This is a genomic window from Streptomyces sp. NPDC102451 (genome assembly GCF_044765485.1).
Lineage (GTDB): Bacteria > Actinomycetota > Actinomycetes > Streptomycetales > Streptomycetaceae > Streptomyces.
On the sequence record NZ_JBIWKD010000013.1, the window covers coordinates 191,157 to 210,767 of the forward strand.

Annotated in this window: 19 protein-coding genes and 1 pseudogene; 9 read left to right on the forward strand and 11 right to left on the reverse strand. The window is 69.8% G+C overall.

The genetic code is table 11. From position 1 onward, the window contains the following. Window positions 1–857: 857 nt before the first annotated feature. The 5 genes from ACIRD8_RS26540 to ACIRD8_RS26560 all read right to left on the reverse strand — a co-directional run bounded on the left by ACIRD8_RS26540 (window position 858) and on the right by ACIRD8_RS26560 (window position 6,186). The gene (locus ACIRD8_RS26540; protein ID WP_403996461.1) at window positions 858–1,238 is read right to left on the reverse strand and encodes a DUF4387 domain-containing protein; all 381 of its coding nucleotides are present in this window, start codon (window positions 1,236–1,238) and stop codon (window positions 858–860) included. Beyond that, window positions 1,231–2,616: an acyclic terpene utilization AtuA family protein gene (locus tag ACIRD8_RS26545; RefSeq protein WP_403996464.1), complete on the reverse strand. Its 1,386-nt coding sequence runs from the start codon at window positions 2,614–2,616 to the stop codon at window positions 1,231–1,233. Before ACIRD8_RS26545 ends, ACIRD8_RS26540 begins: the two co-directional genes overlap by 8 nt. Before the next feature lie 2 nt (window positions 2,617–2,618). Further along, window positions 2,619–3,590, reverse strand: a complete 972-nt coding sequence (locus tag ACIRD8_RS26550) for an NAD(P)-dependent oxidoreductase (RefSeq protein ID WP_403996467.1) — start codon at window positions 3,588–3,590, stop codon at window positions 2,619–2,621. Between the two features lie 37 nt (window positions 3,591–3,627). Further along, a complete protein-coding gene (locus ACIRD8_RS26555) occupies window positions 3,628–4,953 on the reverse strand; it encodes an MFS transporter (protein ID WP_403996470.1) in 1,326 nt (441 codons plus the stop codon). A gap of 105 nt (window positions 4,954–5,058) precedes the next feature. Continuing rightward, the gene (locus ACIRD8_RS26560; RefSeq protein ID WP_403996473.1) at window positions 5,059–6,186 is read right to left on the reverse strand and encodes a tartrate dehydrogenase; all 1,128 of its coding nucleotides are present in this window, start codon (window positions 6,184–6,186) and stop codon (window positions 5,059–5,061) included. A gap of 133 nt (window positions 6,187–6,319) precedes the next feature. Between ACIRD8_RS26560 and ACIRD8_RS26565 the strand changes: the two genes are divergently transcribed. Then, window positions 6,320–7,285 (forward strand): LysR family transcriptional regulator, encoded by a 966-nt coding sequence (locus ACIRD8_RS26565; protein WP_403996476.1) that lies wholly within the window; start codon window positions 6,320–6,322, stop codon window positions 7,283–7,285. Between the two features lie 137 nt (window positions 7,286–7,422). Beyond that, window positions 7,423–7,875, forward strand: coding sequence for a hypothetical protein (locus ACIRD8_RS26570; protein WP_403996479.1), 453 nt, complete (start codon window positions 7,423–7,425; stop codon window positions 7,873–7,875). Between the two features lie 67 nt (window positions 7,876–7,942). On the opposite strand, the gene ACIRD8_RS26575 is transcribed toward ACIRD8_RS26570, so the two are convergent. Together ACIRD8_RS26575 and ACIRD8_RS26580 are read right to left on the reverse strand one after the other, a co-directional pair. Continuing rightward, the gene (locus ACIRD8_RS26575) at window positions 7,943–8,443 is read right to left on the reverse strand and encodes a GNAT family N-acetyltransferase (protein WP_403996482.1); all 501 of its coding nucleotides are present in this window, start codon (window positions 8,441–8,443) and stop codon (window positions 7,943–7,945) included. Between the two features lie 85 nt (window positions 8,444–8,528). Next, window positions 8,529–9,140: a TetR/AcrR family transcriptional regulator gene (locus ACIRD8_RS26580; RefSeq protein WP_403996485.1), complete on the reverse strand. Its 612-nt coding sequence runs from the start codon at window positions 9,138–9,140 to the stop codon at window positions 8,529–8,531. A gap of 442 nt (window positions 9,141–9,582) precedes the next feature. On the opposite strand from ACIRD8_RS26580, the gene ACIRD8_RS26585 reads away from it, so the two are divergent. Further along, the gene (locus ACIRD8_RS26585; protein ID WP_403996488.1) at window positions 9,583–9,732 is read left to right on the forward strand and encodes a hypothetical protein; all 150 of its coding nucleotides are present in this window, start codon (window positions 9,583–9,585) and stop codon (window positions 9,730–9,732) included. Window positions 9,733–9,914: 182 nt separating this feature from the next. Beyond that, window positions 9,915–10,439, forward strand: coding sequence for a YceI family protein (locus ACIRD8_RS26590; protein ID WP_403996491.1), 525 nt, complete (start codon window positions 9,915–9,917; stop codon window positions 10,437–10,439). 148 nt (window positions 10,440–10,587) lie between these two features. On the opposite strand, the gene ACIRD8_RS26595 is transcribed toward ACIRD8_RS26590, so the two are convergent. From ACIRD8_RS26595 to ACIRD8_RS26605, 3 genes are all read right to left on the reverse strand, one after another. Then, window positions 10,588–11,970 carry a carboxyl transferase domain-containing protein gene (locus tag ACIRD8_RS26595; RefSeq protein WP_403996494.1) on the reverse strand — a complete coding sequence of 461 codons (1,383 nt, stop codon included), beginning with the start codon at window positions 11,968–11,970 and terminating at the stop codon, window positions 10,588–10,590. Beyond that, window positions 11,963–13,417 (reverse strand): acyl-CoA synthetase, encoded by a 1,455-nt coding sequence (locus tag ACIRD8_RS26600; protein WP_403996497.1) that lies wholly within the window; start codon window positions 13,415–13,417, stop codon window positions 11,963–11,965. The genes ACIRD8_RS26595 and ACIRD8_RS26600 overlap by 8 nt, the downstream gene beginning before the upstream one ends. Window positions 13,418–13,518: 101 nt before the next feature. Next, window positions 13,519–14,796, reverse strand: a complete 1,278-nt coding sequence (locus ACIRD8_RS26605) for an SLC13 family permease (RefSeq protein WP_403996500.1) — start codon at window positions 14,794–14,796, stop codon at window positions 13,519–13,521. 171 nt (window positions 14,797–14,967) lie between these two features. Between ACIRD8_RS26605 and ACIRD8_RS26610 the strand changes: the two genes are divergently transcribed. The 5 genes and pseudogenes from ACIRD8_RS26610 to ACIRD8_RS26630 form a co-directional block, all read left to right on the forward strand. Then, entirely contained in the window at window positions 14,968–15,681 is a 714-nt protein-coding gene (locus ACIRD8_RS26610) for a FadR/GntR family transcriptional regulator (protein ID WP_403996503.1), read from the forward strand. A 467-nt stretch (window positions 15,682–16,148) separates the two neighbouring features. Next, window positions 16,149–16,508, forward strand: a complete 360-nt coding sequence (locus tag ACIRD8_RS26615; protein ID WP_403996506.1) for a UBP-type zinc finger domain-containing protein — start codon at window positions 16,149–16,151, stop codon at window positions 16,506–16,508. 60 nt (window positions 16,509–16,568) lie between these two features. Further along, a complete protein-coding gene (locus ACIRD8_RS26620) occupies window positions 16,569–17,456 on the forward strand; it encodes a DUF5996 family protein (RefSeq protein WP_403996510.1) in 888 nt (295 codons plus the stop codon). Window positions 17,457–17,764: 308 nt separating this feature from the next. Continuing rightward, window positions 17,765–17,959 carry a hypothetical protein gene (locus tag ACIRD8_RS26625; protein WP_403996513.1) on the forward strand — a complete coding sequence of 65 codons (195 nt, stop codon included), beginning with the start codon at window positions 17,765–17,767 and terminating at the stop codon, window positions 17,957–17,959. A gap of 119 nt (window positions 17,960–18,078) precedes the next feature. After that, window positions 18,079–18,291 (forward strand): annotated as a pseudogene (locus ACIRD8_RS26630) (transposase); the annotation flags it as partial. A 111-nt stretch (window positions 18,292–18,402) separates the two neighbouring features. Here the strand turns inward: ACIRD8_RS26630 and ACIRD8_RS26635 are convergent. Further along, window positions 18,403–19,602: an MBL fold metallo-hydrolase gene (locus ACIRD8_RS26635; protein ID WP_403996516.1), complete on the reverse strand. Its 1,200-nt coding sequence runs from the start codon at window positions 19,600–19,602 to the stop codon at window positions 18,403–18,405. Window positions 19,603–19,611 lie beyond the last annotated feature (9 nt).

Genomic DNA, 19,611 nt, shown 5'->3' on the forward strand with positions numbered 1-19,611 from the left:
TCCGGCTTCCGGCGGCGACCCGCGCCGGGTCCACGTGGTCAACCCGCGACTCGGTCTGGAGACGCTGCTGGCCCGGCAGCGGGCCGACCTCGCGGCGCGCGAGCAGCGGGTGCGCGCGGGCGAGGCGGCGGTGGCCGGTCTGCTCAGCGGGCTGCCCGCCTCGGACCCGGTCACGGGCGAGTCACCGGTGGTGCACCTGAACGGTGTGGACCATGTGCGGGACTGTCTCGACCGGTTGCACGACGAGGTGGCGGAGGAGATCCAGACCTTCGCCACGGGCGGTGCGCAGACCGAGGAGAACATGCGCGCCTCCCGCCCGCTCAACCAGCGGCTGCTGGGACGCGGGGTGCGGATGCGTACGGTCTATCTGGACAGTGTCCACAACCACGCGCCCACGGTGGCGCACGTCACCTGGCTGGCCTCGCTGGGTGCCGATATCCGCACCGCGCCCTCGCTCAGTACGCGCATGATCATCACCGACCATCGGCTGGCCCTGGTGGCTCTGGACGACCAGGACTCCTCGCTGGGGGCGCTGGTGGTGACCGGGAGGGGGCTCATCGCGGCCCTGGAGGCGCTGTTCGAGAGTGTCTGGGACCGGGCGGAGCCGCTGGGCGGGCAGGAGAAGCACGAGGCCGACGCGTTGACCCGCCAACAGCACGAGACGCTGCGGCTACTGGCGCGGGGATACACGGACGAGGCCATAGCCAAACGCCTCGGCGTCTCCCCCCCGCACCGCCCGCCGCATCGCTACGGGCCTGCTCGGACACCTGGACGCCCGCAGCCGCTTCCAGGCAGGCGTCCACGCGGCCCAGCAGGGTTATCTGCGCACGGGCGGCCCGAAGCCGTAGGACGTGTCGTCACCGTGCCGTTGTCCGGCCGAAGTCCGGACGGGGCTGCGGCTGCCGCGTGCGGTCGTGAGGAAGGGGCAGGACGGCGAGGGGCACGTGGTGCTGGCCGGCGTGCACGTCCCGGTCCCTGAGGGAGCCCTGGCTGACCGGGCGTGGGAAAGAGATCTTGACGACGTTCAGTTCGGGGATGCGGAACATGTCGACGGTGGCTTCGTCGACGTCGTAGAGCCGGGCGATGGTGCTCTCGTCGAGGAAGGCGGGGTCGGCAGCGATGCGGTAGCCGTGTGCGTCCCGCATGAACAGCTCCATGGTGACCCAGAAGGGTCCGGCGTTCTTGGACCGGATCTCGTGGGCGAGGTCGGCGAGCGTGGCAGGAGCGGTGTCAGCCATGGCGCGGGGTCTCCTGGAGTGTGAGGCGGAACATGTCGGTGGGGGTGGGGGTGTCGACGACGTGGTTGAGGACGAACTCGTAGGCCGCGCCGCGTTCGGTCTCGGCCGGTGAGGTGGCGAACGCGAGGCTGGGCAGATAGTCCATGTCGGCGGTGGGCAGGTGCAGCATCAAAGGATTGGCGATCTTGGCGACGGCGGTGGCGGTGGTCTGGTCGGGGGCGTTGACCAGCAGCATGACGCCCACTTCCCGCGGCGGACCGGCGGCGGGGTCGAGATGCTCCAGTACGGCGTTGTAGCCGTAGAGGCGTACGTCGAAGGCGTAGGCGTCCGCTCGCAGCCCCAGCGTCTGTTCGACGCGCTGCTCCAGCACGGTGCGCAGGAGGGCGGCCCAGGCTTCGATGTCGGCGAGGATGTGCGGGTCGCGGATCGCGGTGAACGACATGGTCTCGTAGCCGGTGATGCGGGCGCCTTCGAGTTTGACCGTGTGCTGCTCGGCGGGATGGAAGCGCGATCCCTCGACGCGCACCGTGCGCTCGTCCAGGGCACGGTAGTCGGCCCGGCGGACGTCGAGGGTGCCGGCGGGTTCACGCATCCGGAACGGGTCGGCCGTCTCGTAGAGCATGTGGGCGGCGACCGAGTGCGGGGTGCAGGCCGCGGTTTCGTCGAGGGGTTCGATGGTGAAGCCGTTGGCGTCGATGGTGGCGAAGACGCCGCCGGTGCGGGGGTTGGTGGTGCACTGGCCGCCGCACTCGACGATTTTGGACGCGTGCCAGGTCGGCCCGGGCGGCATGTCCTTCATGAGGGGATAGGCGGCGGCGACGGCCGTGTCCGTGGCGCGGCCGGCGAGTACGACCTGGGCGCCCGCCTGGAGAGCGGCGACGATGGGTTCGTGCCCCATCATGGCGACGATGTGGGTGCAGCTTTCCAGCGTTTCGCCCTCCAGGTCGCCCAGGGGCGGCAGGGCGTGGATGCGGCCGGCGTCGAGGTGCTGCTTGAGTGCGACGGCGTCCTGCTCGCTGTAGATGCGGGCGACGTTCAGCGCCAGGTCCTCTTCCCGCTGGATCGTGGTGACGATGTCCGCGACCCAGTCGACGCCGCTGTCGGTTCCGCTGGTGCCGCACGAGCCGACGATCAGGGGAATACCGGCTCGTGCCGCTGCCTTCAGCAGGATGCGCAGATCACGGGCGACCGCGGCGGCCGTGGTCTTGGGCACGGACGCACCGAGGTAGTAGGGGCCGGAGTCGGTGCTGCCGCCGTCGACGGCGATCACGTCGGCGCCCAGTGCCAGACCGCGCTCGATCGTCGCCTCGGCGAAGCCGGCGCCGAGCATGCCGGCGGGCACCAGGATGCCGACCGATGCGACCGGTTCGTGGTTCATGCTCATCGTTCCTTCGCTGTCGTGGTGTCGGGGCGCTGGGCGTTCACGGGCAGAAGGCCGGCGCTCACGGCGTGGCGGGGGCGGCCCGCGAGAGAAGCGTCCAGTTCGGCCGCCCCTTCCAGCCCGGCCGCGGTGCGGGCCTGCTCACTCTGTCCGGCCAGGTGGGAGTGGACGACGATGCCGTCCACACCGCGCAGCTGGCTGTCGGGCGCGAGCGGTTCCTGGCTGACGACATCGAGGGCTGCCCCGGCGATCCGCCCGGTTCGCACCGCGTGGGCCAGCGCGCCTTCGTCGACGATGCCCCCACGGGCGGTGTTGATCAGGACGGCGGTCGGCTTCATCGCCGCGAACGCCGCGGCGCCGAGCAACCCCCGGGAGCGATCGGTGAGCGCGGTGTGCACCGACACGTAGTCGGCCTCGGCCAGGAGTTGCGGCAGTTCGACGAAGTGCACGGTGCCGTCCGTCCGTTCCTCCAGCGGTACGCCGGTGGTGCACAGCACGCGCATGCCGAACGCCTGGGCCAGCGGTACGACGGCCCGGGCGGTGGCACCGTATCCGAGCAGGCCCAGTGTCGCGCCGCGCAGTTCACGTCCCGGCTCTCTGGGCCAGGTGCCGGCGGCGACGGCGGTGGCGCTGTGGACCAGGTGCCGGGCCGCGGCCAGCAGCAGGCCCAGGGTGTACTCGGCGACCGCGTTGGCGTTGATGCCGGGCAGGTTGCTCACCGTGATCCCCAGCCGGGACGCGGCCGGCACATCGATGGCGTCGTATCCCACGCCGGTACGCACGACGGCACGCAGCCGTGGTGCTCGGGCCAGGACGTCGGCACTCAACGGCTCATGGCCGACGAGTGCCGCATCGGCGTCGGCGTAGGCGGCGGCGATCCGGTTGTGGTCGTGGACGCCGGCGAGCGGGGTGTGCACGGTGGTGTGGCCGCGCATCCGCAGATAGCGGTCGGCCTCATCTCCGGGATGCAAATGGTCCGTTGTGATCAGGACTCGGGGCACGGCTTCCTCAATCTGTCGCTGCTTGCGTCTGTTCGAACGTCTTAGCCGGGCCGCCGGCCTGCTGGGCCCGGCGGGCGGCGCGCCGGCGCAGCAGGGTGATCCTGATGACGAGTGTGATGGCGAGGGCGGCGATCAACGCGATGTCCAGGAGCATCAGGGGCCAGCCGGTGGCGTCGACCATGGCGCCCACCAGCGTGGGGCCCACGAAACCGCCGCCGGCCCAGCTGATGCTGTACATGCCCGCGTAGGTGCCGAAAACCTGCGCGGAGGGGGCGAGATTCCACAGCACCACCGCCGCGTTGACCAGGAAGCAGCTCGCACCGGCCGCCCCGACGCACAGGGCCACGGTGACGCCGGTGGGCGTGCGCAGGCAGGTTCCCAGCACCAGGGCGGCGACGAAGAGCAACATGCCGCCTGTGATGACGCGCAGCCGCCCGTAGCGCTCGGCGAGGATCGCCGCCGGGTAGGCCGCCACGATGAAGGCCAGACCGCTGGGCAGCGTGAGACCACCGGCATCCCCGCGCGTCATCCCCAGCGCCTCCATCCCGAACGGCGTGATCAGGGAGCGGGAGGCGGACCAGGCACTGCCGAACAGGACGATCGCGGCCAGCAGCAGCAGGCGGCTGCGGTCGCGGTCCGTGGCGATCTCCTTGAGGGTGTCGCGCACCCGCCGCCGCGGGGACCCGACACCTGGTGGCTGTGCGGCGCTTTCCGCCACGGCCGCCCGGTAGGCGGCGGAGGTGTTGTCGCGCACCGTGGCCGCGAGGACCACGATCGAGATCAGCATGACGGCGGCGGGGATGGCGAAGGCGATGTCCGGGTGGTCGTCGATGAGCAGGATGCTGATGACAGCCGCGGCGATCGTCGTCAGGCTGGTGACGATCTTGACGACGGCGTTGGCGCGGCTGCGCCGCCGGGGCTCGATGAAGTCGGGGACCAGCGCTTCGGCGATCGGTTTGAAGGAGTTGGCCACCAGGGCGTACGCGAACATCACCGCGATCAGAAGGGGCAGGGAGCCGCTCACGTGCGGGATGAGGATGAACAGCACGGCGGCGACGGGCATGCCGGCCACCAGGTAGGGCATTCGGCGGCCCCATCCGGTACGCGTGTGGTCCGACCTGTTGCCCATCCAGGGCTGGATGAAGATGCCCAGCAGGTTGTCCATCCCCATCAGCATGCCGACCACGGCTGCGCTGGTGAGGTGTTCCCGCAGCAGGGGCGGGACCTGGGACTCGTAGAAGTTCCAGGTCGATTCCTGTGCGAACACGGCCAGAGCGGCCAGCAGCGTGATGCGCCCGGTCCCGGTGCGCTGCCCTGGTGACTCCGTCGTCATGGGCCGATCTCCCTCGAACGGGGGGTGGATGGATGCGGGTCGTGCGCGCGCGGAAATGCGGTGCAGGGCCGCGCGCTCAGCAAGAGCGGGCGGCCCAGGATGTGCTCATGCCGAGGCACCCGCCCCGTCGTGGAGGCCGGCGGCAGGCGCGTGGGGTGGCGCGGCGATGCGCTGGGCGACGGCTGCCCCCAGGCCGGCCGTGGTCCCCGGGCCGCCCAGGTCAGGGGTGAGGAGCTCGGGCTGCTCGGCCAGGACGTCCTCGATCGCGGCCACGATGCCTGCTGCGGCGGCGTGTTCGCCCAGGTGCGCGAGCATCATCGCGCCGCTCCAGATCTGGCCGATCGGGTTGGCCACGCCGCGCCCGGCGATGTCCGGCGCGGACCCGTGAACGGGTTCGAACAGGCTGGGGTAGTTGCGCTCGGGGTTGATGTTGGCGCTGGGCGCGATGCCGATGGTGCCGGTGCACGCAGGTCCGAGGTCGGACAGGATGTCACCGAAGAGGTTGCTGGCCACCACGACGTCGTAAGTCTGGGGCTGCAGGACGAACTTGGCGGCCAGGATGTCGATGTGCTCCTTGTCCGCGGCCACCTGCGGGTACTGCGCGGCCATCGCCTCGGCCCGCTCGTCCCAGTACGGCATGGAGATGGAGATCCCGTTGCTCTTCGTCGCCCACGTCAGCTGTCTGCCGGGGCGCGAGGCAGCCAGGTCGAAGGCATAGCGCAACACCCGGTCGACGCCGATCCTGGTCATCACGGTCTCCTGCAGCACCGTCTCCCGGTCGGTGCCCTCGAAGATCCGGCCGCCGATGCTGGAGTACTCGCCCTCGGTGTTCTCCCGGACCACGTAGAAGTCGATGTCGCCGGGCCGGTGGTCCCGCAGCGGGCTGCGCACCCCGCGCAGCAGCCGGACCGGCCGCAGATTCACGTACTGGTCGAACCCGCGGCGCAGCTGCAGCAGGCTTCCCCACAGCGACACATGATCGGGGACGACCTCGGGCCAGCCGACCGCGCCGAAGAACAGCGCGTCGAAGCCGGCGAGTACGCTCCTCCAGTCGGGCGGCAGCATCACGCCGTGCCGCAGCCAGTAGTCCGCGCTGGCGAAGTCGAACTCGGCGACATCCAGACCGAATCCGTATGCGTTCGCTGCTGCCCGCACACACCTCAGCCCCTCGGGAACGACCTCACGGCCGATCCCGTCCCCCGGGATGGCGGCAATGCGATAGTTGTGCGGCATACGTCCGCCCCCTCTTCGACGCCAGGAGCCCCTCGGCGGCGATGAACCGGCCCCGGGGGCAATGCATGAACCCCACCTTGGCCAGCACGAACAGCCGGAACAAGACCGAGGACGGCAAGGTAGCCTTTCGCCTGTGGAAAGCCTCCCTCGCGCCGTCACGAGCAGGTCCGCCATGGACGACCTGTGGTTCTTCCAGGTCATCGCCTCCAACGAGACACTCACCGCCGCGTCCCGCGAACTCGGCTGCTCCCTCTCGGCCGTCAGCAAACGCCTCAGTGCCCTGGAACGGCGCCTGAACGCCCGCCTCGTCCAGCGCGGCGCCCGGCGCCTGGTGCTCACCTCGGAAGGCGAGCGCTACGCGGCACGCACCCAGGCCATCCTCGGCCAGGTGCGCGAACTGGAGGATTCGCTGAGCGATCCGTCGGCCGACCTGCGCGGATCACTGACCGTCGAAGCAACCCTCGGCCTCGGGCGCGCCCATGTGGCGCCGCTGCTCGGCGAGTTCGCGACCGCGCATCCCCAACTGCGCGTACAGCTGCAGACGTCCGCCCTGCCACTGCGCCCGCACCGCCGCACCTTCGATGTCGCCGTCCACGTGGGCGTCCCCCCGGACTCCTCGCTGCGCATGCGCCGCCTGGCCGCCAACCACCGCGTGCCCTGCGCGGCACCGTCCTACCTGGCCGCACACGGCACCCCGCAGGAAATCGACGACCTCGCCGAGCACAACTGCATCGTGCTGCGCGAGAACGAGAGCGACTACGCCCTGTGGCGCTTCGGCGACCCGACCCACCCCCGGCAGGTACGCGTGCACGGCAGCCTGGCGAGCAACGACGGGGATGTGGTGACCGACTGGGCGCTGCGGGGCCACGGAGTGATCATGCGCTCCCAGTGGCACATCCGCCCCCACCTCGAACGAGGAACCCTGATCCGCGTCCTGCCCGATGAGCCGACGCCGGCCGCCGACATCTACGCCCTGTACGAGGGAGACGGACATCTCCCCTTGCGGGTCAGCCATTTCATCGATCACCTCGTGGCCGGATTGCCGCAACGCCTGGGCATCCCCGCAACGACCGACGACGGCGCGGCACATCGGTCCTGATGCCTGTGAGCAGCGCGGGCCCCGTGTGGCGAGGTGACTCCGGTCCGAGGGACGCGACCGGATTCGGCGTGCTGCCCCGCAGGTGGGTCGTCGCTTCCGGCTTGTGGCGCAGTGCCGTTCATTGGGACCATCTCCGCATGTTCGAGTTGCTCCCCGGAGTCGGTCTACGACTCCCTGGCTGTGCCGGCACCCTCCGCTTCGGCATGGACGAGCGCACCGCCCAGTGGGCCGTCGCCACCGTCGCGGACGTTCGCGACGGTTGGGTCTGTGGCGCCCGGTGGGCCTTCAGCGCGCAGTACCGGGGCCTGACGCTCGATGCATATGGCGACACCACGGACAGCCACGGCCGGCGCCAGGACACCCCTGGCCTGGCAGGCATCGGCCTCACCCGCGACCCCTTCACGCTCACTGGGCCGTCCGCCTGCGCAGTTGTCCTCAGCGGCATCGACCTCTTCGGATACCCGACCGCCGAGGTTTCGGATGCCCTCAGTGAGGGCCTGCCCCTGCCCCCGACGCTCCGACTCAGCGGCGACGGTTCCTACCTCACTGCCGTGTCGGTTCACGCGGAACCCGTACCTGTCGAGAGCTGATCACGACGGCAAGCCTGATCGACGCAGAACAGCGTCTCCCGCAGCTGTCGACGAATGGCTGCGACACTCATGCGGCGCGCTGCATGCACACGAGTTGATCCCGTTCGTCCCATGACCGGGTGACGCTGAAGCCGAGTCGTTCGTACAGGGCAATGGCCCCGGTCCTCCATTCCCATACCGAGAGCCGGACGGTGTCCACACCGTTCTGCGCAGCATGGGCAAGGGCGGCACCGAGCAAGGCGGACGCGATGCCCCGGCCCCGGGACTCGGGGTCGGTCCAGAGCCTCTTGATCTCCGACTGCCCGCCGGCCAGGGAGGTCATCACCAAGCAGCCCACAGGGGCGTCACCGATGAGAGCCACCAGCACGACGTCGCCGGCGAATGCCGTCAGAGGGTCGGTGATCTCCGCCCGGTAGCGATCCGGCAGCCCGTCCACATCGGCGACCGATTCGCCCTTCTCGGCCTCGGTCCGCAGATGGTAGGCCGCCAGCAGGGCGACCAGGCCGTCCTCGATCGGAGGGGTCGGGCCTGGCCAGCGGACGATGGCAACCTCACAGTGATCACTCATGGCGCCGGCATCACACGCCAGGGAGTACGTACCGGTCGAGTACGCCCCCAGGAACCGGCCCGGCCGGTATGGCCGCGTCTGCGTGTCAGGGCCTGCATACCCGTTCGACCAGGTCCTGCCAGGCCGAGCCCAAGCTCTCCTCGATCTGAGGGCCTCTGTTCAATGCGTCGGCGGAAAGGTACAGCAGAAGCGGGCCGTCGAGCGCCGCGGTGAGCTGGATCGCGAGCAGGTCGAGGTCCGCACCGTCCAGGCGCAACTGGCGCAGGAGCATCCGGATGTGCATCTGTGACGTCGGTGTCTGGGGACTGCTCGGGAGTGGCTGCCGCCCGTCGAGCGCGAATCTGGCGATCTCCGTGTTCTCGATCAGCAGGCGCACCCGCGCCCGGCCGTAAGCAATGAGCCGGTCGACCGGCGGCGCACCGGGGCCGAGCGGCGGCGGCCCGGACAGCACCCGCTCCTGCAAGCCTCGCTCGATCTCATCGAGCAGCGCCTGGAAGATCCCCGCCCGAGTGCCGAAGCGCCGAAATACGGTGCCTTTGCCCAGGCCTGAACGCTCGGCCAACGCGTCCATCGTCAGTGGATCGGGACCTGACTCGGCCAGCATTTCGCGAGCGGTGGCCAGGAGGTGGGCGCGGTTGCGGGCCGCGTCCGCCCGTTCCGGCCGCGGCGCTCCCCAGCCCACCTGAAGCCCGTCCATGGCGGTGATCCTAACAGTCATCCCGTCATGCGGGGTATAGTCCGCTTTTGCTCCTGGGCAATCGCCACGGCGCCGACGTAGGCGTGGGGCATGGCTGCGCGACCCAGCCGTGGAGGCGATTGCCGCCGGTGCCACCAGGGCCGCCACCGACCTGCGCGCGCCGCATGGCGTGAACGTGTCGTCGGCGCGGCTTTCCGCAGCGTCGCGCCCTCACCGATCACCCCAGGTAGCGACAAACGCCCCACTCAAGGCCCCCAAGTCACTGAACACGCATGATGCGCGACACGTTCCCCGCGCCGGGCGTCGCCCCTCCGTCATTGCCCGCCCCCTACCAAGTGGGGTAAAGTCCGTTTACGACGGCTGGATGGTTCCCCGCTTGTCGGCCAACGGGCAGATCCGTGTGTCGCGGCTCTGTCGAGCCCACTCAACAAGGGAGAAACTCATGACCGCGATAGACGGGGTGCTGAAGCGGATCCCGCACGGCGCGCCGGTGATGACCAACACCTCGGCCACGCTGCAGGAGTCCGGCACCGAAGCAGTGCTTCATCGTCGCCCAGCCAGGCACGATCAGTGCATGTCTGGACGGGCCTGACGGCGCGGACTTCGATCTCGTGCTCAGGCACTTCGCAACCGACGGACTCAAGACCGTCGCGACCTCCTCGGGTGAGGAAGTCGCTGACACTGACCCATCTCTGTGGCGTGCCCGGCTCGCGCAACGCGAAGTCACTCGAATTCGATCATCAATTCAGTCCCGTATTCATCAAGGAGAATCCCATGACCGCCACCGTAGAAACCGGCCTGTGGCAGCTCGACGCCACCCGCTCCGTCGTCGCCGTCAGCCACGTGACGATGTGGGGCATGGTCACGGTGAAGGGAGCGTTCACCGATGTCACCGGCCAGGGCGAGGCCCGCCCTGACGGCACCATCAGCGGTGCCGTGACCCTGGAAGCCGCCTCCCTGGACACCAAGCACAAGAAGCGCGATGAGCACCTGCGCAGCGCCGACTTCTTCGACGTCGAGCACTACCCCACCCTCGTCTTCGCAGTCCAGGACGCCGCATTCCGCCCGAACGACGTCGTCGAGGTCGAAGGCCGGCTGACCGTACGCGGTGTAAGCCGCCCGCAGACCGCCACCGTGAAGGTCACCGAGTCGCACGCGGACGCGGTCACGCTCACCACCGAGTTCACCGTCGACCGGGAGCCGTTCGGCATGGGGTGGAACCGGCTGGGCATGATGCGTGGCCTGACGACGGTGACGTCGACGCTCCGGTTCACGCGCACGTCCGCCAGTAGTGCATGAGCTGGTCGTGGATCTGAGGGTTACCGGCGGAGCAGATCAGGGCGGCAGCCGAACCGTAGGGATGGACCGTCAAGGCCGGCCCTTGACCATCGCCCGCATTGCTGCGTCTCGCGAAGTTCCCTTGTCGGGGTGAGTCGGTCGTGGGAGGTCAAACACCGACGACTCCTCGTACGACACCGAGGTCCATCAAGTCCTGTGGCCTGAGCTGCAGTTCGTCCGCCGTCGCCCGTAGGGCGGAGGCCGGGCGTTTCAGGATCGCGGCGGCAAGCTCGGGTGCGATGACGGAGAAGTAGCTGGACGGGGTGGCCCAGGTGTTGTCGGGTGCCGCGAGTGCCAGGGCGCCGCCCGAGCCGCCCTCGCCGATCAGCAGCGTGGTCACCGGGGTGCGGGCCGTGGCGACAGCTGTGAAGAGTTCGGCGATGGCGGGGCCTGCACCGGCTGCCTCCGCCGCCGCATCGTTGGCGGCGCCCGGGGTGTCCACAAAGGTCAGGACCGGAATGTCGAGCCGGTCGGCGAGGCGGATGAGACGGGCCGCGGTGCGGTAGCCGGAGGGGCGGGTCGCGGTGCCGCACTGGGCGGCGTACGCGATCGTGCGCCCGTCGTGCAGCCCGAAGCCGCACAGCATGCCCGGGTCGCGGCCGCCGCAACGGTCGCCCGAGACGGTGGTGCGCTCGGTGAAGTACGCGTCCAAGTAGGCCTGCGCCCGCGGGCGCCTGCGGCTGCGGGCCGCCTCGACTGCGTCCCAGCCGGAAACCGGGAGCGTCATGTCGCCCTGCGCGGCCGGTACGGGGGCGGGCAGGGCAGATCCGGCCGAGGTCAGCAGCCGCAGTCGCAGCGACACATCCGCGCGCAGGTCCTCGGCTCGTACCACCGCGTCCACATGCCCGGACGCGCACTGCGCCTCGGCCGTGTACGCGGCCGGACCCGCGTCGGCCGGCCGGACCCGCGAACCGGCGAACCCGACCTGGGCGCCGGGCAGCGCCACGATCATGTCGGCGCCGGCGCCGAGGGTCGCCCAGCCGCCGCCCGTCGTCGGATCCCGCAGGACGGCCAGCTGGGGCAGACCCACGGAGGCCGTCAGAGCCGACTGCTGTGCCACGCGCTGGAGTTGGGTGAGCGCGAGCATGCCCTCCTGCATCCGGCTGCCGCCGGTCGCGATCAGTGCGACCACGGGGAGGAGGTGGGAGCGGGCGTACGCATGGGCTGCCTCGATGAGGTCACCGGTGCGGGTGCCGAGCGAGCCGCCGAGGAAGCCGAACTCGAACGAGATGACCACCGCCGGGGTCCCGCCGATCACGGCCCGTCCGCAGACCACGGACTCCTGCTCACCGGTGCGTTCGACGGCACGGGCGACCGAGGCGCCGTAGCCCTGCCAGTTGAGGGGGCCATCACTCTTGAACTCGCCATCAGGGGTGGGAAGTTCGGCGAAATCGGTGGTGAGGAGCGCGATGGCTCGGCGCGCGGTGAGGCGGGGGCTGGATGACGTGGGGGAAGCGGCGGGCCGGCGGGGCCCAGGGCTGGGCTCAGGCACGGAGGGCCCTCTTCATGAGCTTGCCCATGTCGTTGCGCGGTAGCTCGGCGAGGTAGTGGACGATGCGCGGGCGCTTGTGCGGGGCAAGCTGAGCCGCCACGTGGTCCGCCAGCTCCTGCTCCGTAGGCGGCTGTTCAGCATCGCCGGGCACGATCCACGCCACGATCCGCTCGCCCAGGTCGGGGTCGGGCTCACCCGTCACTGCGGCGTCGCGTACGGCCGGGTGCTCCATGAGGACGTTCTCGATCTCCCCCGCGCCGATCTTGTAGCCGCCGCTCTTGATGAGGTCGGTAGCCTTGCGGCCCACGATCCGTACGTATCCGTCCGGGTCCCGCACCGCCATGTCGCCCGTACGGAAGAAGCCGTCATCGGTGAAGGCGTCGGCGGTGGCGTCCGGCCGGTTGAGGTATTCGAGGAACAGGTTCGGGCCGCGTACCTGTATCTCACCCACCTGATCGGGCCCATCCGGGAGTTCGCGGCCGTTCTCGTCGACCAGGCGCAGGTCGACGCCGCGCAGCGGTACGCCAACCGTGGCCGCCCGGGGTTCGCCGTCCGCGCGTACGCTGGTGTTCATCAGCGTTTCCGTCATTCCGTACCGCTCGATCACCGTCCGCCCGGTCGCGGTCCGGATCCGTTCGTGGTCGCGGGCCTGTAGCGCGGCGGACCCCGATACGAGTAGCCGCGCTCCCGCCAGCGCCTTGGCCAGTGCGGGGTCTTCCGGCAGTTGCTCGGCGATCCGGTGATACATCGTCGGTACGCCGAAGAGCATCGTGGCCCCGGTGCTCAGTTCCTTGGTTACTCCGTCCGTGCTGAACCGGCCCAGGTGGCGCACCGATCCGCCGCGCCGCAGCGGGCCGAGGACGCCGAGGATCAGACCGTGCACGTGGAACAGGGGCAGCCCGTGCACGAGGACGTCCTGCGAGGTCCACTGCCAGGCGTCCTGAAGGGCGTCCAGGGTGCTGGACAGTGCGCGACGAGGCAGAACGGCGCCCTTGGGTGGTCCGGTGGTGCCGGAGGTGTAGACGATCAGGGCCGGGTGGTCGGGTGCGGGTTCGGGCCAGGTGTGCTCGTAGCCCGTGGTGGCTGTGGCCTTGATGTCGATTCGGTCCAACTCGGCCAGCGCGGGCGGCAGTTCGTCACCCTGCCTGGCCAGGACCAGCGACGGCTCGCTGTCGCTGACGATATGGGCGAGCTCCCGCTCGCCGACCTTGGGGTTGAGCGGGATGGCAGGGATACCGGCGAGCAGTGCCGCCACCACTCCGACCGCCGTCTCCAGGGTCGGTGTCGCCCAGACGGCGACTCCGGGAGCCTGGCCGAGCAGTGCGGCCAGAGAGCCGGCCGACTCGGCCAGTTCCTTGTACGAGAGGGTGCGCTCGCCGAAGGTCAGGGCCGGCCGGGACGAACCTTCGGCCAGGGCGGGGAACAAGGGCGTGGTCCGGTGAGTCACGTGTCGTACTCCGATTCATGGAACTCAGGCGCGCGGAGCGCCCGCCGACCATCGGCCGGCGGGCGGCTCCATGGGCCGCGGGCAGGGCTTCCTCGGGCATGTCACCCGAATCCGGGGACCACCAGGACCAGCCAGACGATGGCGGGGACCGCGGCGACGATGACGCCGCCGTAGATCATCAACTGCCGGAAGAACCGCTCGCGGTCGACATCCGGCGCGGCCGCCAGCACGAGGGCGCCGTTCGTGGAGAAGGGGCTGACGTCCACGACCGTTGCCGACACGGCCAGCGCGGCGATCATTCCGACGGCACCGATCTCGCCCTGCGCGAGGAACGGGACGGCCAGCGGGATCAGGGCGCCCATGATGCCGACGGAGGAGGCGAAGGCCGAGACGATGGCGCCGACGTAGCAGAGCAGGAGCGCCGCGAGCAGGGGTATGCCGATGTCGCCGACGCCCTCGCCCGCCCACGTGATGGTGCCCATTTCTTCCATGACACCTACGTACGTGATGACACCGCAGATGAGGAGCACCGTCGGCCAGGCGATCTCGCTGACGGCCTTGCGGCTGGTCGCCGGCCAGATGGCACTGAGTGCGACGGCGAGGGTGACGGCGGTGAGACCGGCGTCGAGGTCGAAGCCGAGCACGGCGACAACCAAGGCGACGAGGGCGATGAGGGTGGCGATTCGGGGCGGGGTGAGGCGGGTTGCCTCGCCGGACTCCGAGGTCGCGCCCTTGTCGCTGTCGTCGCCGGTGCTGCTGGCGTCGGCGCGGTGGCGGGCCAGCTTCAGGCCGCCGAACAGGACGAAGACGACGGCCGCGATGATCAGGTTCGCCACCAAGGAGGCGAGGAACAGGGCGACTTCATTACCTGGGAGGTTCTCGCGCTCGACGATTCCGTTGACGATCGAGCCGTAGATGCTGATGGGCGAGAACCCGCCGCCCTGCGCGCCGTGGACCACCATCGCGCCCATGAGGAGCGGGCTGATGCCGTAGCGCGCGGCGAAGCTGAGCGCGATCGGCGCGACGATCGCGACCGCGGCCGGGCTGACGGCGCCGATCGCCGTGAGGGTGCCGGTGATCACGAACATCACCCAAGGGATCAGCGCGATTCTCCCGCCGACCAAGCGGATGGAGGCATGCACCAGCCAGTCGGTAGTGCCGTTGGCTCGGGCGATGGCAAAGAGATACGTGATGCCGACCAAAACGACGAAGAGGTCGCCGGGGAATCCGGCGAAGATGCCGTCCGCGTCGAGGTCGGCGACGAGTTCACCGACGCCGAATGCTGCGGCGAAAGCCAGCGCCCCCATGTTGATCGAACGGGTGGTGGCGATCACGAAGACCACCACGAGGACAAGGATCGAGATCAGTTCCGCGGACATCGGGGGCTCCCCGGGTGCAGGATTGGCCAAGTGGCTCAGCCACTTGGTCGATTGGGTGTCCCACAGAGTCGGGGGCGCACTCATCCTCGTCAAGGGGGTGCGCGCAAATTGGCTCAGCCACTTGTCCAACCCCGCTGCTACGCTGCGGATATCCACGGGAGGGGGTGGGCCATGTCCGAAGCACTGCGCCCCATGGGGCGCACGCGCCTGTACGAGCAGGTCATCGACCGTCTGCGCACCTACGCCGCCGAGTCCGGCCTCACGTCCGGCGACCGCCTCCCACCCGAGCGTGAACTCGCCCAGCGCCTCGGCATCTCCCGCGCCTCGGTCAAGCAGGGCATCGTCGTCCTCGAAGTCCAAGGGCTCGTCGAAGTACGCCACGGCGGCGGCACCTACCTCGTCGGCGACAGCCTCGACGTCGCCGAGCCCGTGGAGCAGCTCGTGGAACGCCGGCGCCGGCTCCCCGACGTACTCGAAGCGCGCGAAGCCATGGAGACCAAGCTCGCCGAACTCGCCGCGGAACGCCGCACGGACCAGGACCTCGCCGCGATCCGCGACGCCCTCGACTTCATGGCGCAGGAGATCGAGCGAGGCGAGCACGGCGTCGAAGGCGACCGCCGCTTCCACGCCGCCGTGACGGCAGCAGCCCACAGCACGCTCCTCGCGGACTTCATGCGCTCGATCGCCGAGCAGATCACGGAGTCCCGCCACGAGTCACTGCGCCAACGGGGCCGCCCCGCCAAGTCGTTCGCGCAGCACAAGGCCATCTTCGAGAAGATCGAAGCAGGCAACGGCCGGGCAGCCGCCGCGGCGATGCGCCGCCATGTACGGACGGTCGCGAAGGTCAGGCTCCTCGACTGGGACCCGGAGAGCGAAGAATGCTGACACGGCCCGCCCCGACGACCGGCTCGCGGTCCGGTCCCGCCTGTCGCCCGGGCCGCACCGGACCAGGACAGCCGGAACCTCCGAGCGCCGACTCACTCCACGCCGAATGCCTGCTGCTGACGGTGACGGGATCGTCGGCTTCCCTGTGAGGCAGTGGCGGGCCCTGGGGGCCCGTCCAACGGGTCGGTGACCTTTCGCTTACAGATCCTCCCAGAGGACGCGGGGAGGGATGATTCATCGGATGGTGAGTGGGCTCGGCCAGCCTTCACGCCACCTGTCCGTGAGCATGGGGCGGGGGCCGGTGGAAGTACCACCACACGGTGATCATCAGGCTCTTGTTTCGCACAGTCGACTGTCAGCGCGACCGGGTGTGCCGCGGCGGCGTCACCACTCCCACCGGCAGTGGCGCGTGACGCGGACCCGGGGGACGCTGAGCGGGGGGGCTGGGCCGGACCGAGGAGGAGCAGATGGCCGACGAGCGGATACCCGGCATCGATCCGGACGTCCCGCCGAGCGGTGACGGCTGCGTGGAGTGCCTGGCGGGCGCCGATCCCGGCTGGTGGTTCCACCTGCGCCGCTGCGCCGCCTGTGGGCACGTCGGCTGCTGCGACTCCTCCCCCGCGCAGCACGCCTCACGACACGCCCGCGAGTCCGGGCACGCCTTCCTGACCAGCTTCGAACCGGGCGAGGACTGGTTCTGGAACGCCGAGACCCAGGAGTACTACGACGGCCCGGGCCTGGCCCCGCCCGGTTCGCACCCGGCCGCCCAGCCCGCCCCCGGCCCCGCCGGCAAGGTTCCCGAGAACTGGGAACGGCTGCTGCACTGACCCGGTCCGTCGTCGGCTGTCGCCCAAGCCCGGGCCCCATCGACACACCGGGAGGCCTCCGTGAGCGGACCTCACGATGCGTGGCCGACGCTGGTCCACGAGGAGCTGGCGTCCATGGTCGGATACGTCAGCCGGGTGGTACAGGTCGCAGGCAAGTACACCCTCGACGAGCCCTTCGAAGTCGGCTGGGGGAACGTCGTTCTGCTCGACGACGACGTGGTCATCGATGCCGACACGGGCTCGCGGACGGTGCCCTTGTCGACGGGATCGGTCGCCACGTTCTACGCGGCGTTCCTCGGCGCGGCGGCAGAGCTCGGCATCGACCGGCCGCGTTCCTTGCTGATCTGTGAGATTCCGGATTGTGCGCCGACTTTCGAAGCCGATCACGCCGAACGGAGCTGGGATCCTGGTGCGGCTCGGCTGATGTGGGAGGCGTTGAGCCTCGCCGCCGGCGGGCTCGAAACGTGGCAGGCGCCCTTCCGCGGGCACCGCCCCCGGGTCGGTGTGATGTGGGGCGGCTTCGACCTGTCCGCCACGCGGCACCGGGTGCAGCCCACCGAGCCACCGCCCGATCGTCCGATGTTCATGCAGAATGCCCAGCTCACGGCGTACGTGGCGGTGGGATTCTCCTTCGGGGATGCCACGTCGCCCAGCGCCGGTATGTACGCCTACATCTGGCCTCAGCCGGACGGTCTCGAAGGCAGGTCCTGGGGTGTCGACGGCGCGGTCTGGAACGCCGATGCCGGTCTGGTCCTGCTGCCGTGGGACACACTCGGCGAGACTGCCGACCCGCATCAGGCCATCGTGAAGTTTGGTGACGCCGTCTACGACGCCGCCGTAAAGCTGGGAGGCTGGCCATCCGACCTCATCGGGCCCCGCGTCGATGGTTGGTACATGAGCAGGACACCGCCGGAGGTCGTTCGAGCCCAACACCACTGGGCTTACTGAACGTTTCAGAACGAGACACGCGGGGCGGTGAGAGCGTGGGTAGGCGCCTCGCTCTGCAAGGAAAAGGACAGGCATGCTGCTGCCCGTTGCAGTACAACGACCTGTATGAGCTGGGTGGCGAACGTAATGATGTCGGTCGACGTGGCCGACAGCGCGAGTGTAGAGATGTTGAGCGAGTGGCTGCGGAAGGATGCCCCTCGCCGTGCTCAACCGCAGGCTCATGGGGTTGGCTTCTTGAAGCTGCTCACCACTCCTGAGACGAATGGGGTGGCTGGAAGCACCCTGAATGCAAAGTGTGGGCGGGTGCCTTGAACCATGCCGACCTCGATGCCCTCAAGCAGCGAGTGTTTGAGACACCGTGGCGCGAACCGAACCTGGTGCAGCTCCTGGTGATGGATCAGGAGGAAGGGTTCTTCCGTATGTGGATGATCCGAGACAACGAACTGCGGCAGTTTGCACCGCTGCGGCCGAACGAGGAGGACGAGGGCTTCTACCGGAGCTGATGAGCTGGGCCGGTGACTCACGCCGGCGTCTCGCCGAATCTCATGGGCGGTTGCTCTCGTCCTCGACGACCTGGGTCGGAAAGGTGCCTCGTGTCCAGGGATTCCGTTGCTGACGACCTCTGGGAGCGGGTGGCTCCACTCCTGCCACCGGAACCCGAGCGGCGCCTCGTCATCCAGGGCGATTGCGCGTTCCGGACCGGACGGCGCTCGCGGGCGTGATGTATGTGTTACGGACCGGCGTCGCCCGGCGGGACGTCCCGGCGGAGACCGTGGGCTGCTCGGGAGTCACGGCCTGGCGCCGACTGCGCGACTGGACGGAGGCCGACGTTTGGCCGCGCCTGCACGCCGCCTTATCGACGGCACTCTATTCGCGGCAGACTGGACGGTTCCTGAGGACAGGCGACGCCCGGGCCGAGAGCTGCTCAAGATTCTCCTTGCCCCCGTCACCGCTCGCCCGCGAGGTCGACTTCCTCCCGGTGCACCGGTGGGGCCGGGTCCGCCACATCGGGACTACGCCAGGGGTGCGCGAGGGGCGCGGACACCGCACGCCACCACGCATCCGACGGAAGCTCCCCCGCCGGTTCGAACGGCTCGCCCGCACGGGGGAACGCCACCGGCTGCCCCGCCTCCTCGGCCACATCCTTCATCCACTCCCCCGGCTCCGCCCACGGGTGCGGGGCGAGGTTGAAGGTGCCCCAGTGAATGGGCAGCAGCGCGCCGTGCGGCCTGCCGCCCTGGAGGTCCAGGTGCGCGCGCAGGCCCTCGGCCGGCGTCATGTGGATGTCGGGCCAGTACTCCGAATAGGCGCCGACCTGGATCATCGTCACGTCGAAGGGGCCGTGCTCGGCACCGATGTCCCGGAAGCCGGAGAAATAGCCGGTGTCCCCGCTGTGATAGACCCGGTGCTCCGGGCCTGCGACGGCCCACGACGCCCAGAGTGTGTGCTGCTGATTGCGCAGGCCACGCCCGCAGAAATGGCGCGCCGGGGTGGCGGTCAGGCTGATGCCGGCGATGCGGGCGGTCTCGTTCCAGTCGAGCTCATGGATACGGTCCAGGGGTACGCCCCACCGCTCCAGGTGGGCGCCGACACCGAGCGGCACCGCGAAGACCGTGTCCGTGCCCGCCAGGGCCTTGATCGTGGGCAGGTCGAGGTGGTCGTAGTGGTCGTGGGAGATCACGACGGCGTCCACGGGGCCGAGCGAGGCGAGCGGCAGCGGGACGGGGTGCAGCCGCTTGGGCCCGGCGAAGGCGAACGGGGAACAGCGCTCACCCCAGACCGGGTCGAACAGCACGCGGCGGCCGTCGATCTCGACGAGCACACTGGAGTGTCCCAGCCAGGTCACCCGCAGGCCCGTCGCCGGCGGCGCGGCAAGATCGGCCAGGGTCGTGGCGTGGACGGGCACGGTGCCCAGCGGGGATCTACGGGCCCGCTGTTCCTTGTGGAAGTACACCTTGGCGAATTCGACCATGGAGCCGGACGGCCTGGTCCGCGCCCCCTCCGGGTTCTGGAACACTCCGTCGGCGAAATTGGGCGAGCGGCGGATCCGCTCCATCCGCGCCCCCGCCGGGTCCGCCCCGAAGGCGTCCGGACGCAGTGAGCGGAGTCTGGTACGGAGCGAAGGCTGGTTGTCGGCGCCGGTCACAACATCTCC

Excerpts from the sequence above, each read along its gene's own strand:
- ACIRD8_RS26540 (WP_403996461.1), bottom strand. The coding sequence starts at position 1,238 with ATGGCTGACACCGCTCCTGCCACGCTCGCCGACCTCGCCCACGAGATC.
- ACIRD8_RS26545 (WP_403996464.1), bottom strand. The coding sequence starts at position 2,616 with ATGAACCACGAACCGGTCGCATCGGTCGGCATCCTGGTGCCCGCCGGC.
- ACIRD8_RS26555 (WP_403996470.1), bottom strand. The coding sequence starts at position 4,953 with ATGACGACGGAGTCACCAGGGCAGCGCACCGGGACCGGGCGCATCACG.
- ACIRD8_RS26560 (WP_403996473.1), bottom strand. The coding sequence starts at position 6,186 with ATGCCGCACAACTATCGCATTGCCGCCATCCCGGGGGACGGGATCGGC.
- ACIRD8_RS26570 (WP_403996479.1), top strand. The coding sequence starts at position 7,423 with ATGTTCGAGTTGCTCCCCGGAGTCGGTCTACGACTCCCTGGCTGTGCC.
- ACIRD8_RS26575 (WP_403996482.1), bottom strand. The coding sequence starts at position 8,443 with ATGAGTGATCACTGTGAGGTTGCCATCGTCCGCTGGCCAGGCCCGACC.
- ACIRD8_RS26580 (WP_403996485.1), bottom strand. The coding sequence starts at position 9,140 with ATGGACGGGCTTCAGGTGGGCTGGGGAGCGCCGCGGCCGGAACGGGCG.
- ACIRD8_RS26585 (WP_403996488.1), top strand. The coding sequence starts at position 9,583 with ATGACCGCGATAGACGGGGTGCTGAAGCGGATCCCGCACGGCGCGCCG.
- ACIRD8_RS26590 (WP_403996491.1), top strand. The coding sequence starts at position 9,915 with ATGACCGCCACCGTAGAAACCGGCCTGTGGCAGCTCGACGCCACCCGC.
- ACIRD8_RS26605 (WP_403996500.1), bottom strand. The coding sequence starts at position 14,796 with ATGTCCGCGGAACTGATCTCGATCCTTGTCCTCGTGGTGGTCTTCGTG.
- ACIRD8_RS26610 (WP_403996503.1), top strand. The coding sequence starts at position 14,968 with ATGTCCGAAGCACTGCGCCCCATGGGGCGCACGCGCCTGTACGAGCAG.
- ACIRD8_RS26615 (WP_403996506.1), top strand. The coding sequence starts at position 16,149 with ATGGCCGACGAGCGGATACCCGGCATCGATCCGGACGTCCCGCCGAGC.